The 12,481-nt window shown below is 37.9% G+C and carries 12 protein-coding genes; 3 read left to right on the forward strand and 9 right to left on the reverse strand.

Annotation, left to right across the window (positions count from 1 at the left end; all coding sequences use genetic code 11):
* Positions 1-74 precede the first annotated feature (74 nt).
* Together MZHIL_RS04885 and MZHIL_RS04890 are read right to left on the reverse strand one after the other, a co-directional pair.
* The gene (locus tag MZHIL_RS04885; RefSeq protein WP_048815486.1) at positions 75-869 is read right to left on the reverse strand and encodes an alpha/beta fold hydrolase; all 795 of its coding nucleotides are present in this window, start codon (positions 867-869) and stop codon (positions 75-77) included.
* 221 nt (positions 870-1,090) lie between these two features.
* Entirely contained in the window at positions 1,091-1,675 is a 585-nt protein-coding gene (locus MZHIL_RS04890) for a hypothetical protein (protein ID WP_013898261.1), read from the reverse strand.
* 100 nt (positions 1,676-1,775) lie between these two features.
* Here MZHIL_RS04890 and MZHIL_RS10205 point away from each other — a divergent pair, with 100 nt between their 5' ends.
* The gene (locus tag MZHIL_RS10205; RefSeq protein ID WP_013898262.1) at positions 1,776-3,266 is read left to right on the forward strand and encodes a sensor histidine kinase; all 1,491 of its coding nucleotides are present in this window, start codon (positions 1,776-1,778) and stop codon (positions 3,264-3,266) included.
* 62 nt (positions 3,267-3,328) lie between these two features.
* Here MZHIL_RS10205 and MZHIL_RS04900 read toward each other — a convergent pair whose 3' ends face one another.
* From MZHIL_RS04900 to MZHIL_RS10210, 7 genes are all read right to left on the reverse strand, one after another.
* Positions 3,329-3,625: a DUF2769 domain-containing protein gene (locus MZHIL_RS04900; protein WP_013898263.1), complete on the reverse strand. Its 297-nt coding sequence runs from the start codon at positions 3,623-3,625 to the stop codon at positions 3,329-3,331.
* 164 nt (positions 3,626-3,789) lie between these two features.
* Positions 3,790-4,653: a class I SAM-dependent methyltransferase gene (locus tag MZHIL_RS04905; protein ID WP_013898264.1), complete on the reverse strand. Its 864-nt coding sequence runs from the start codon at positions 4,651-4,653 to the stop codon at positions 3,790-3,792.
* A 53-nt stretch (positions 4,654-4,706) separates the two neighbouring features.
* Positions 4,707-5,459: an ABC transporter ATP-binding protein gene (locus MZHIL_RS04910; RefSeq protein ID WP_013898265.1), complete on the reverse strand. Its 753-nt coding sequence runs from the start codon at positions 5,457-5,459 to the stop codon at positions 4,707-4,709.
* The gene (locus MZHIL_RS04915; RefSeq protein ID WP_013898266.1) at positions 5,456-6,526 is read right to left on the reverse strand and encodes a FecCD family ABC transporter permease; all 1,071 of its coding nucleotides are present in this window, start codon (positions 6,524-6,526) and stop codon (positions 5,456-5,458) included. Before MZHIL_RS04915 ends, MZHIL_RS04910 begins: the two co-directional genes overlap by 4 nt.
* A 58-nt stretch (positions 6,527-6,584) precedes the next feature.
* Positions 6,585-7,751 (reverse strand): iron ABC transporter substrate-binding protein, encoded by a 1,167-nt coding sequence (locus tag MZHIL_RS04920; protein WP_013898267.1) that lies wholly within the window; start codon positions 7,749-7,751, stop codon positions 6,585-6,587.
* Positions 7,752-8,114: 363 nt separating this feature from the next.
* Complete coding sequence (locus tag MZHIL_RS04925) at positions 8,115-9,539, reverse strand: MATE family efflux transporter (RefSeq protein WP_013898268.1); 1,425 nt, start codon at positions 9,537-9,539, stop codon at positions 8,115-8,117.
* The gene (locus MZHIL_RS10210) at positions 9,532-9,978 is read right to left on the reverse strand and encodes a MarR family winged helix-turn-helix transcriptional regulator (protein WP_013898269.1); all 447 of its coding nucleotides are present in this window, start codon (positions 9,976-9,978) and stop codon (positions 9,532-9,534) included. The genes MZHIL_RS04925 and MZHIL_RS10210 overlap by 8 nt, the downstream gene beginning before the upstream one ends.
* A 258-nt stretch (positions 9,979-10,236) precedes the next feature.
* On the opposite strand from MZHIL_RS10210, the gene MZHIL_RS04935 reads away from it, so the two are divergent.
* Together MZHIL_RS04935 and MZHIL_RS04940 are read left to right on the forward strand one after the other, a co-directional pair.
* Positions 10,237-11,376, forward strand: coding sequence for an ABC transporter substrate-binding protein (locus tag MZHIL_RS04935; protein WP_013898270.1), 1,140 nt, complete (start codon positions 10,237-10,239; stop codon positions 11,374-11,376).
* Between the two features lie 6 nt (positions 11,377-11,382).
* The gene (locus MZHIL_RS04940; RefSeq protein ID WP_048815487.1) at positions 11,383-12,450 is read left to right on the forward strand and encodes a FecCD family ABC transporter permease; all 1,068 of its coding nucleotides are present in this window, start codon (positions 11,383-11,385) and stop codon (positions 12,448-12,450) included.
* The last annotated feature ends 31 nt before the right edge of the window (positions 12,451-12,481 follow it).

Here is a 12,481-nt window from a genome sequence, read left to right on the forward strand (position 1 = left end):
AAGTTTAAGATTTCGATGTTGGTTTTGACAGGGACTCTACAGAGCCAAAAATTATCTAATAATTTAAATTTCAATCATTTTTGAATACCTCGAAGGAAGTTGCGTATTTCGGCATTGAAAATCTCTGGTGCTTCCTGATTGGCCACATGACCAACGTCAGGTATTATCACAAGTTTAGATGTAGGAATCCTTGAGTGAAGTTCTGAAGCAATATTAAGAGGAGAACGCTGATCCTTTTCACCATACAGAAGCAGTGTAGGTACTTCTATAGTTGGAAGCACGTCACGAAGATCCGCTTCAGCAAAGGCCACTGACATTACTCTCATCCCTACCGGGTGAAATTCAGACATTATTTCCTTATTTTCATTGATCACCGTAGAAGACACTGATTTTGTGAAAAGTGTTGGAATCCATTTATCCACAACATGGTCAGGAGGCAATTCTGATTGTTTAAACGCCATTTTCAAGCGCTCTTCTACGACTTCAGGTGGTAAAGATCCAGCCCAACCAGCATAAGCTGAAGCCAATATAAGAGATTTTGGTATGTTGGGGTGGCGTCTGTAGAGTTCAAGTGCAAGCCCAGAACCAAATGATAAACCAAGAATGTGGGGTTTATCTAAGCCTATCTCCTGAATAAATTCCGCGAGACAGTCGGCAAAGTCAGGTAACCGAAAGGTTTCTGGAGGATCTGTCGAGCGGCCACAACCTGGAGCGTCCCAGGCAACAACTGTGAACTCATTGGAGAGATCATCAAGTTGTCTACGCCACACCCGACTGTCGCTAAGAGCTCCGTGAAGAAGTACAATAGGTGCCCCCTTACCTTTTCTCTTGTAGGCAATGTTTAAACTACCAATTTTAATTTCATCCATATATAACCCCATAACCAAACTTAGAGCCCCGAGATAATCTACTTTATGAAACTTACATACGAATAATCAGACTTTTTTGAAAAATAATAGATTTAATGAATTATTCAGGTAGGAATTTATACAGAACCTAAAAAGGCATTATCAACAAAAATCATGCCAAAATAAGAACATGTAGGAATCGGTTCCTCAGGTTTGGAACTTTTTTGTGATGCTCGATGTTCTCAATTTCCATCTATAACTTCCTCATCTGTAATTCTTTCTATTCTTATTTTATTAGATATCTCATTTTTGAAAATACTTAATTTCCGGCTTAGTATCGGTTGCCCGATGTTATAGATATCCGTATATTCCAGCTCAAAATTCATATCTGCTAATAGTGATCTAATTTTTTCCTTTTCTTGGATGTGCTCATCATCACTTGAATCAAAAAGAATATACAGTAACCGAATTGAATCACCTTCTTTTAGTGCAGTATCTTTTAAATCGACCCTAAAATCAAATTTTTTGCATGATAAGTTCTTGAATTTAAAAAGAATAAACTCTCCAGGAGACTTGTTTTCTTCACCGTTTGTCTTGATATTTTTGATTAGCATTGGTCCAATCCCATTATTTACAACATCAATAAAGAATTGGCTTGCACTTGCACCGTACCTAATATCCCCTATAGGACGCACGGATTGTATATTGTGGGTACGTTCATTTTCAACACTTTTAATGCCAACATAAAGTGAAATTAAAGATATGACAATTGCAGATACTGCTATAATTTCACTTAAAAAGAAATCCATTAGTTCGTTTATAATCATATCATTTCCTTGTTTTAGATATTCCAGTTAAAATCACTTATTTGCGCCTCCATATAAATATAGTTAACATATTTATATCTTGAACTTATTGAAAGTATTTATGGATTTACCTAAAAAATATTTAATTTTTTTAATAGTCTTGTTTTCTTTCGCTGGGCTATATTATATTAGTTTGTACAATTATCTATTATTTCATACTTTAATTGAAGGTTTCACCATTGTCGTAGCTTGTTGTATTTTTGTAATTGCATGGAATTCAAGAAAATTTGCAGAAAATAGTTATTTGCTCTTTTTAGGTATAGCTTATCTTTTTATTGCAGGTATGGACGCTATTCATACACTTAGTTATACAGGCATGGGACTGTTTTTAGGGTATGATTCAAATCTGCCTACTCAGTTATGGATTATTGCAAGATATATGGAAAGCTTTTCATTTCTTGTAGCTGCTGTTTTTATAAAACGCAATATCAACCCTGGACTCACATTTGCAGGATATTCAATAATTAGCATAATTCTATTAGCATCAATATTTCAATTTAATATTTTTCCAGACTGTTTTATTGAAGGAGTAGGATTAACAACTTTTAAAGTCTTAAGTGAATACACTATATCCTTAATACTCCTCTTTTCTGCAATTATTTTATTCAAAAATAAAAACGAATTTGATCCAAAGGTAAGCAATTTGATATTAATAGCTATAATGCTAACTATTTTAACAGAACTAACGTTCACATTTTACATTGATGTATATGGCTTTTCAAATATGGTGGGACATTTCTTAAAACTGGCATCTTTTATCCTCATTTATCAGGCAATAGTTATTACTGGCATATCTCAACCATATAATTTAATTTTCAGGGATCTACAAAAAAATGAAAAGAAGTTGAAGGAAGAAAATGAATTAAAAGATTTGTTTACAGATATTCTTCGACATGACCTCTTGAATCCAGCAAATGTCATTAAAGGTTATACTGATATTTTACTTGAAAATGAGAAAAATGAAAATAATTTAAAGATTCTTAAAATTATCAAAAAAAATAATGAAAAAGCAATAGAGATTATAGAAGCAGCATCCCAGTTATCAAAATTAGAAAATACTGACAGCCTGGGATTTGAAGATGCTGATATTGGGGTTATATTTAAGAAGGTGATACAAAATTTCAAATTTACGATAGAAGAAAAAAATATGAAAGTGAAGTTCATTGCAGACGGGATTTACTGTGCCAGAATAAATCCATTGATAGAAGATGTTTTTGTGAATTTACTTTCAAATGCTATTAAGTACAGTCCTGATGGAGAAGAAATTATTATCGATATATTGGATGCCGGAAGTGACTGGAAAGTAACAGTTACAGATCATGGTCAGGGAGTATCAGACAGCGATAAACAAGCAATCTTTAAACGCTTTAAACGAGCAAATAAAGGCGGAGTTAAAGGTACAGGTCTGGGCCTTGCTATCGTGAAAAGAATCATAGAGCTACATGATGGAGAAGCTGGAGTAGAAGATAATCCTAAAACCAGTGGATGCGTTTTTTGGGTTACAGTTAAAAAATCCACATATTCTACTAAAAGTGAACAAAAACCTGGCTAAAGTCCAGGTGGTAGTTCACTTTATTTCTTAACATTCAGGCCTACAGTGATTGGAATCTCTATTTACTTGCCGCCCTCAACCAGGCAGTAATAAGTCTCTGTAAGGTTATTCTCTTTGTACACTTCACATTCAGGACATACACATCCTTTCTCATCCGTAATGCAGTTGCTTTTTCCAAAGGCACAAAACATTCCCTCTATGTGATCTATTTCTGAAATGTTCCCTTTGAATGCTCCTTTAAGGAGCTCAGCTGTATTGGAGGGTATTGATTTTACTTTGCAAGCAAAACTATAGCTTGGACATTTCTTCATACAGATACATTTCATGAGATTCTCTTTGTTCTTTTCCACTCCTTCCACTCAAATCACCTTTCTTTTGTCGATGTCAAACGCTCTGAAAAACAACTTGTACGCACAAGCTGCATACCATATAAATGTGGTTATGGATACTATTTAATGGTATTTGTTCGTTATTTAGTTTCACATATGCAGGATAAAAAAATCCTGATTATGTGTGTCTGCTATCATGCCATTTTCTCAGGGCCTTTTACTGACCACCATATCCTTACCCTGGTGGAGCTGGCATCATAGACATATTTTTCATTATCAACCTGCAAAGTCTCCTGAAAATATTGTTTGAGTATTTTCCTTTGCTGCTCATTCTCAATGGCAAAGTGATTTTTCTGCTCGTTTACTGCTTCATCCAGTGTTAAATATTTTTCAGTCCTGCCAATAATAAATGGTTCCAAATGGGGGTATATTCCCATCTGGTAGAGCACATTGAACAGTATATCACACTTGGGTGAGGGATGATATTCACTTCCATGCAATGCAGGCCATATCCTGAAGGAATGTTCATCCCATGGTGTATTACCGGCAAACCAGTAGAGGTATATATAATCTGAAGATACTGCCTGCATATCCTCGATAGCCCTGCGGATGTCAGGCATACCCAGTGAGAACGATGCAATCACCACATCATAGGGCCCGTCAAGGTCCTTTTCAACATCTATGTCCTCCCACCTTTTCCTGACAATAGATATATTATCTCTTCTGTACTCTGCTATCTTCTCATCAAGGACCTCCAGCATACCCTTTGAGGGTTCAACGGCAGTCACATGTCCAACTTTTTCTGAGATGGGTATGGAAAGTGTTCCGGGTCCTGCTCCAATATCAAGAACTTTGGAATGGGGTGTTATATGAAGATCTTTGATGGTTTCTTTTGCCCGTTTCTGTCCATCTCTCTGTGAAATGTTCCAGAATCTTTTTGCACTCTCACGGTCTTCCCATATAGAAGAGCATTCCTTCCTGTTTTTGCTTCTCTGGCTTTTCTGTATCTGATCTGTCCAGACACGGTTCCAATCTATATTATTGTACACATCATTCATACTTTGGCCTATGCTCTCAACTGTTTGCTTAACACTTAATATTCATGGTTCTGTCAGACTGGTATTACTACAGATACATTATGATAGTTCTGTATGGTGACCGGTACGCCATATACTTCTTCTATTATCTGTGGAGATATATCTGTTATACTCCCTGCTGCAAATATGGTTCCATTTTTAAGAAAAAGGAATTTATCGGCGTATCTGAAGGCAAGGTTCAGGTCATGCATGGTCATAATTGCAGAAACATCTTCTTTTTTCACAACATCCCTGATTATATCAAGTATATTCAGCTGGTTCTTAAGATCAAGACTACTTGTTGGTTCATCAAGCAGTAAAAGCTTTGGATTTTGTGCAAGAGCCCTTGCAATACCTATTTTCTGTAGTTCTCCTCCACTAAGCTCGTCTATATATCTAAGTGCAAGATCCTCAAGCTTCAGTCTTTTGATAACAGCCTCCACAAGCATCACATCTTCTGTACTGATATTCCATTTTATGTGTGGCATCCTGCCCAGAAGGATAGCATCAAATGCCGTCAGTTTTGCAGACTCGCAGTGCTGTGGAACATACCCCAGGCGGCGTGCGATCTCTATCTGCTCAAGCTTAAGCACATCCTCCTCTTCTATCATTATTGTCCCTTTGTCTGGTTTAAGTATTGCGTTCATACATTTGAGCAGGGTGGTCTTCCCCACCCCGTTTGGTCCGAGTATAGCAAGTATCTCATTCTTCTTCAGATGAAACTTGATATTACTGAGAACTTCTTTGCTGCTATAGTTAAATTCCACTCCATTTACATCTAATATCATATTCTTCTCCACTTTAGTATAATATATATAAACGCAGGTGCACCCAGAAATGAAGTAAGCACAGCTACAGGAAGCTGGTATGGCTGTATCATTGCCCGAGCAACAGTATCAGCACACAGAAGCAGCAGTGCTCCCATCACAACACTGCCAGTAATTAGGAACCGATGGTCATCTCCTATGAGTCGGCGTACCATGTGAGGGCATATTAGCCCAATAAAACCAATAACTCCTAGGAAAGCAACAGTAATGGCAGTGACAAGCGATGCCCATATCATACCCCACAGTCTTACTTTCTCAACATCCACGCCAAGACCCTTTGCAGTCTCATCCCCTGCATCTATAGCATTGTATTTCCAGCGGTTTAGTGTGAAATACACAAAAGCAATGATAACTATCACAGATATCAGGCCCAGCTCTTCCCAGCTTGCCCTTGAAGTATCTCCAAAGGTCCAGAATACCATAGAAGCAAGTTGTACATCATCTGCAAAGTACTGCAAGAACATAGTACCTGCCGTGAACAGAGATCCCATGGCAACACCTATCAGTATCATTACTTCGGGAGTTGTTCCTCTTATCCTTGCAAACATTAGTATGACAGCGGTAGCTATCATTGCAAAAACAAATGCTGCAATTGTTGTGGTATAGGGATTGTTTATAGTAACTGCAGTTCCAACGCTACTGCTTGTACTACCAGCTCCCAGTATAATTATTGAGAACGCTGCCCCAAAGGCTGCAGCATTTGATATTCCAAGGGTGAAAGGCGATCCAAGGGGGTTTCGGAGTATGGACTGCATCACGACCCCCGAGATAGCAAGCCCGGCACCTGCAACAATAGCTGTAAGTACCTGTGGCAGACGAATGTTCCATATTGCACTGTCCCATGTAGGTGAAATACTTTGTCCTGCAAGTGTCCTGATAACATCAAGTAGCGGGATATCAATAGGTCCAGTGGATATTGAATACACAGCTGCCAAAAACAGCAGGAAGATGCCTGTAAGTATATAGCTGACCTTCCTGGCAGTGTGCTCCTTGTACCTGCTTACAATATCTCCTGCTCCACTGCTCATATGCTTTATCTGTCTCCTTTCTTACGTTCGTTGTCTGTAACTCTTCTTGTTTTTCTTCTTACAAATCCACCTTTGTGAACGCAGGGGTAGTAAAGATATGTTTCATTGTATCATACACGTGTGCTCCCATCTGTTCATCTCCCATACCAACAAGGAATGTGTAGATTTCAGCTCCTTTCTCATCAATATCTACGTCTTCAAACCTGTCAGGATACAGTAGCTTACCTGTATAATATGAGTTCACAAGAACTGATCCATAATTCTGTGTATACCAATTGTAAGGCAAAACTGTGTAGACTTCTGATGATTTTACAGCACTTAGTTGCCTGTAAGCACTGTCTGTCTGAAGCTGATATACAGCACAGGACTTATCCTCAGATTGAGTGGTGGACAAATCCACAAAAAGTATTTCTGGATCCCAGCCAAGCAAGCTTTCCTTTGAAACTTCGACACTGCTAAGTTCTCTTGTTGGATCATATGCTACATTCTTAGCATTTATGAAAAGGAAAGGTGGATATGTAGGTTCTGTGGAATGGAATCCATGTGGACCCCTACGGGCAATGCCACCTACATAGCATGTTGTCTTTTCTTCTTCAGGTACATCTTTTGTACGCTCGTTAAGGTCTGCAATAGTCTCATCAAAAAATGCTATGAGCTCTTCAGCACGTTCCTCTTTACCAAGTACTTCGCCCATTATCTCAAAGGATCTGTACATATCTGATCTATAATTGACCATATCTCCATAGTTAAGTACAACAACCGGAATGCCTGTTCTTCTCTGCAGCTCCACAGGATCATATGCATCTGCAGAATAAGTCTTGAATATTACCTGGGGTTGTGGGTCAAGCATCAATATTTTCTCAGGGTCATCATTACCTCTAAACTCTCCAAATACCGGATAATCCTTAAACTGCGGGTTTGCAATAGCATAGGGTCTGGCATCATAATTTGATTCTCGGGTTTCGATACTGTCCACACCAACTATTCTGTCCTGAGCCTGGAGATATGTCAGATATCTCAGAGCGCCGGAACCTGAACAAATGACATGATCCGGGGATTTTGGTACCTCCACATTCCTGCCAAGGGCATCGGTAACTGTTATCATCTCATAATCAGACTGGGTGCTCTGGGAACTGGATGAATTATCCATGCATCCGCAGGCAAACACTGAAACTGCAACAAGTGTAACTAATAGTGTAAAAGTTAATATCCTGCTTTTTTGCATCCTATGTCTCCTTCTGATTTTATGCCATTATGTTTTTTTCTTCAAAATATAAGCACATATTATTAATATTTTATTAATTCGTGTTATTAATTAATAATAAAATGCAGATTAACCTATAAATATATGTAATTTAATGCAGAAAAACATATTAAAATGAAGTTATTTTATTATTTTAGATAATTATTCTTTCCTTTTGAGATCATCAATTTGATTGACTGTTAAATCCGATGTAGTAAATTAAGTTAAAGGTCAATGAAATACTTTATTTAATTCGAAAAATAACGGTGGTAACCATATGATTGAACCTACTATCAAAATGATTGAAGATATATCACTTAATTGATGTAAAATTATAATTTCAGCTTAAAAGCTTAATCGTTCATTCTTCATTAGTCTCACTATGTAAAGTCTTGCCCATACAAAAATGATAACAGAACCAATCATGTTACCTATGACTATTCCCCACCATATGCCAGTAAGTCCCATATCAAGACTAAAGGCAAATATGATCGTGAACACAGGTACAAATATAAGGGCTCGAAGAATAGTTGCAACAAGTGAATTCAATCCTTTACCAATACCCTGGAATAGTGAAGATGAGAGCATTCCCAGGGAGATCATTGGATAGAATATGCAAATTATCCTGAGAAACGTGATCACATCATCGGTTATATGGGAAGCATCTTCAGACATTGTGAATATGTAAGCTAGCTGTGGTGCTAGAATAAAGGTCAAAAATGCAATGACAGTTTCTACAAGAATCCCCACCTTCATGGAGTAGATATGAGAGGATGATAACCTATCATATGTTTTCTCTCCAAAAGAATAGCCTGACATGGTTACAACGGCTGTAGAAATACCCATTAATGGTGCAATGGCTATAGTCACAATACGCCACCCTACCGTATAAACAGCCACTCCATCCGTATTGCTAGCCGTAATGATAATAACGTTCATTATAAGCATCATAAGAGCCATGGAAGTCTGTTGTGCGGCAGCTGGAAAGCTTACTCTGAATATATCCCATAAAATACTTTTATCAAAGCTAAAATCGCTGAAATCAAATTCCAAGTATGTATCTTTTTTGAAAAATAACCACTTGCCCATTAAAATAGACGTTATTCCCATAGATATCACTGTAGCCCATGCTGCACCGGAAACTCCCATTTCCAGTGTGTAAATAAATATTGGGTCAAGAAATATGTTAAGCACAGAACCAAATATCATCGCGTTCATAGCGCGTTTGGAATCCCCTTCACTTCGAAGTATAGCGTTTGCTACATTCGTAAAAAATAGCAGAATACTGCCTCCAAATATAATACGTCCATATGAGGTCGCCATTTCAGTAGTTCTGCCAGCACCTATGTATGTGAATATCTGTTCTGCAAATATGTACAGAGGTACAGTAAAAATCACAGATATGATCAACAGAAGGATGAATGTATGTACTGCAACATTATCCGCGCCTCTCTTATCTCTAAGACCTAGTCTTCGAGATATAGCCGACCCACCTCCTACCCCAAGTCCGTTTGAAAGTGCAATTATAACAAAAAAGAAAGGAAATACAAAACCAACAGCTGCAAGAGCATCCGCCCCTAGACCAGATACCCAGAAAGTATCTACAAGATTATAAAGTGTCTGCACTAGCATACCCAGCATCATGGGGAATGCCAGTTTTCTTATAGCCGTTTGAGGATCACCTGCTAGAAGCCTCATGGAAGATGTTTCTTTATGGCCATTGCTCGGATCATCATAGTCGTATGTCTGAGCAGAATTAGTTTTATTCATCTGAAACCTTATACATTTCATTCTCAGAAGCTATATTCATGGCAGCTTTTTCAATCATGGAAACGAATAATTTTTGTTCATATGGATTCAAATCGCGTAATAAGATAGCATTTAATTTGGATCTCAAGCTGAGCAAAACATCTCTCATATTGTGTCCTTTATCTGTAAGATAAACACAATATATCCTTTTATCAAGAGAGTCACGCTTACGGATAACGTAACCCGCTTCTTCTAACCTACTGATGGATCTTGTGATAGTTGCTTTATCATACTTTAATAAGCTAGCAAGCGTTTCTTGACGTACACCATCCTGATGGATCAAGTACATGAATAAAGGAAATTGACCACTTCCTATACCATATGGTTCAAGTTTTTTTGAAAGGTATATGTTCATTGATCTGAATAAATATGAAATATTTCTTCCAATGCATAAATTCATGCTGTTTTTTCCGGTTGTAATTTTTACTCATTGAAGATATATCCAAAAAATCACCTTTGCTAAGTTCTGATAGTTGCATATGCAACCGTTGCGTATGCATCTAATAATATAAAAATATTCAGGCAGTGGTTCATATTTGAAATTACCCCTTAAGATAATCATTATTAGCAAAAAAAATCCGTTTATGTACTTTAAATTAAGACATGATTCCACTTTCAATCCTGTTTGTAATATTTTATAGCATGGAGGTATGTTTTTATGCTTAATAAATTAACTAAAAAGAGTGGTATAGTAACATTAGTTGCTGTCTTGATGGTAATAGCAACAATGATATTTTTTTCCGGGTGTCTTGGAGAAGAAGGAGGTAGAGGAGATATTGATGGTAGTGAAGCACAAGCAACTATAAAAATAACAGATATGGCTGGCAGAACAGTCGAAGTGCCCGAAAATGTGGATAGAGTTGCTGCAGTAGGAGCAGGTGCACTGCGCCAATTAGCATACTTTAATGCTATGGATAAAGCTGTAGGTACCGAACAACATGAGCAAGAAGAAGAAGCAGTTCCATACATAATCGCTAATAAGGATATAATAGCTGACCTTCCTTCAATTGGACCTAACCATGGGGGTAATGCTGAACTAATTGCTGGAGCTCAACCAGAAGTTATTTTCTTCAGTTTGGTAAGTGGTGATGTTAGTGATGCTAATAACCTCCAAAGCAAAACAGGGGTACCTGTAGTTGTCGTGGATATGGGAGATTTGTACCATTATAGGCATGTTCTTTATGAATGCTGGGATACTTTTGGGTCAGTTCTTGGTAAAGAAGACCGTGCTCAGGAACTCCAGGATTATACTGAAGACCTGATCGCAGACCTTGATTCTAGGACCAAAGACATACCTGATGAAAATAAACCCCTATTGTATGCAGGAGGTACTTCACATCGTGGTGGACATGGTCTGCTGGGTAGTAGGTCACCATATACTTCTTTCCAGCACCTAAACGCAAATGATGCTCTAGATGTGTTAGGATATGAGGAATCAACACCTGTTAACATTAATCGGGAAGACCTACTCAATTGGGATCCTGAAATGTTGTTCGTTGATATTGGGAACATTGACCTTGTAAGAAACGATTTTGATCGAAACCCTGCATATAAAGAACTGAAAGCGTACCAAGAAAATCAAATATATGGAATTCTACCAACATCATCCTATCAAAGAAATTTTGAATCAACACTAGCAAACTCATACTTTATAGGTTCTACAGCATACCCGGATGAATTCAGTGATATCGACGCAGAAGAAAAAGCTGATGAAATCTATACAATGTTCCTTGGAGAACCTGTATATCAGGAACTCGCTGATAAACTTGGTGCAGGGTATGGCCCTGTTGACCTTTGAGGAAAGATGATGGATCAGAGCAGTATACTAGATCTTTACAAGAAAGATATTGGGAAAAAATTAGTGTTTGGTATATCCATACTAATTTTTCTTATTCTTCTCATGTCATTTGCTGTACTTGTAGGTCCAGTAAATATACCATTACCTGAAATTTTATCAGTTCTAACTGGGCAGACAAAGAGTGGTATGGCCTATCACATCATTTGGAGTATACGTATGCCCCAGATACTCACTGCCGTGATCGCAGGTGCAGGGTTAGCCATATCCGGTGCAGTGATGCAAAGTGTCCTCAGGAACCCCCTCGGTTCACCGTTCACATTAGGTATATCACACGCTGCAGCTTTTGGTGCAGCTTTTGCGATAGTCATACTAGGTACCGGTACTACACACAGTTCTGGGGATGTAGTTAATATCAATAATCCATATATTACTACTATCTCAGCATTCATGTTTTCTATGATATCTACAGGGGTCATACTTGCATTAGCCAAATATAAACAAGCTAGCCCTGAAACAATGATATTAACTGGTGTAGCTATAGGTTCAGTTTTTACTGCTGGTATAAGTGCAATACAGTATTTTGCTGAAGATACTGCAATCGCAGCGATCATTTTCTGGCAGTTTGGGGACGTTGGTAAGACTTCATGGACTGAAATTGGACTCATTACAGCTGTGGTGGTTCCATTATCGTTCTGGTTTGCATATAATAGCTGGAATTTTAATGCACTCAACTCAGGTGACGATACTGCTAAAAGTCTTGGTGTAGATGTAGATAAATTGCGGATTAAAGGTATGGTGATCTCATCAACAGTCTCCGCACTAATAGTCTCATTTGTTGGAATAATTGGATTTGTAGGTCTTGTTGTACCTCATATTGTTCGAAAATTAATCGGCGGGAATGAGATGTTATTACTTCCATTCTCTTTTTTCACAGGTAGTCTATTGCTTCTGGTATCAGATACAGTTGCCAGAAATATAATCTCACCCGAAGTACTTCCAGTAGGAATTCTAACATCGTTTTTGGGTGCACCGCTGTTCATCTACCTTGTGATCAAAGGAAGGGAATATTGGTGATATATGTACAAGAAGAGTTACCCTTATAGGC

The sequence above is a fragment of the Methanosalsum zhilinae DSM 4017 genome (genome assembly GCF_000217995.1).
GTDB classification, from domain to species: Archaea; Halobacteriota; Methanosarcinia; order Methanosarcinales; family Methanosarcinaceae; genus Methanosalsum; species Methanosalsum zhilinae.

Excerpts from the sequence above, each read along its gene's own strand:
- MZHIL_RS04885 (WP_048815486.1), bottom strand. The coding sequence starts at position 869 with ATGGATGAAATTAAAATTGGTAGTTTAAACATTGCCTACAAGAGAAAA.
- MZHIL_RS04890 (WP_013898261.1), bottom strand. The coding sequence starts at position 1,675 with ATGATTATAAACGAACTAATGGATTTCTTTTTAAGTGAAATTATAGCA.
- MZHIL_RS10205 (WP_013898262.1), top strand. The coding sequence starts at position 1,776 with ATGGATTTACCTAAAAAATATTTAATTTTTTTAATAGTCTTGTTTTCT.
- MZHIL_RS04905 (WP_013898264.1), bottom strand. The coding sequence starts at position 4,653 with ATGAATGATGTGTACAATAATATAGATTGGAACCGTGTCTGGACAGAT.
- MZHIL_RS04910 (WP_013898265.1), bottom strand. The coding sequence starts at position 5,459 with ATGATATTAGATGTAAATGGAGTGGAATTTAACTATAGCAGCAAAGAA.
- MZHIL_RS04915 (WP_013898266.1), bottom strand. The coding sequence starts at position 6,526 with ATGAGCAGTGGAGCAGGAGATATTGTAAGCAGGTACAAGGAGCACACT.
- MZHIL_RS04920 (WP_013898267.1), bottom strand. The coding sequence starts at position 7,751 with ATGCAAAAAAGCAGGATATTAACTTTTACACTATTAGTTACACTTGTT.
- MZHIL_RS04925 (WP_013898268.1), bottom strand. The coding sequence starts at position 9,539 with ATGAATAAAACTAATTCTGCTCAGACATACGACTATGATGATCCGAGC.
- MZHIL_RS10210 (WP_013898269.1), bottom strand. The coding sequence starts at position 9,978 with ATGAATTTATGCATTGGAAGAAATATTTCATATTTATTCAGATCAATG.
- MZHIL_RS04935 (WP_013898270.1), top strand. The coding sequence starts at position 10,237 with ATGCTTAATAAATTAACTAAAAAGAGTGGTATAGTAACATTAGTTGCT.
- MZHIL_RS04940 (WP_048815487.1), top strand. The coding sequence starts at position 11,383 with ATGATGGATCAGAGCAGTATACTAGATCTTTACAAGAAAGATATTGGG.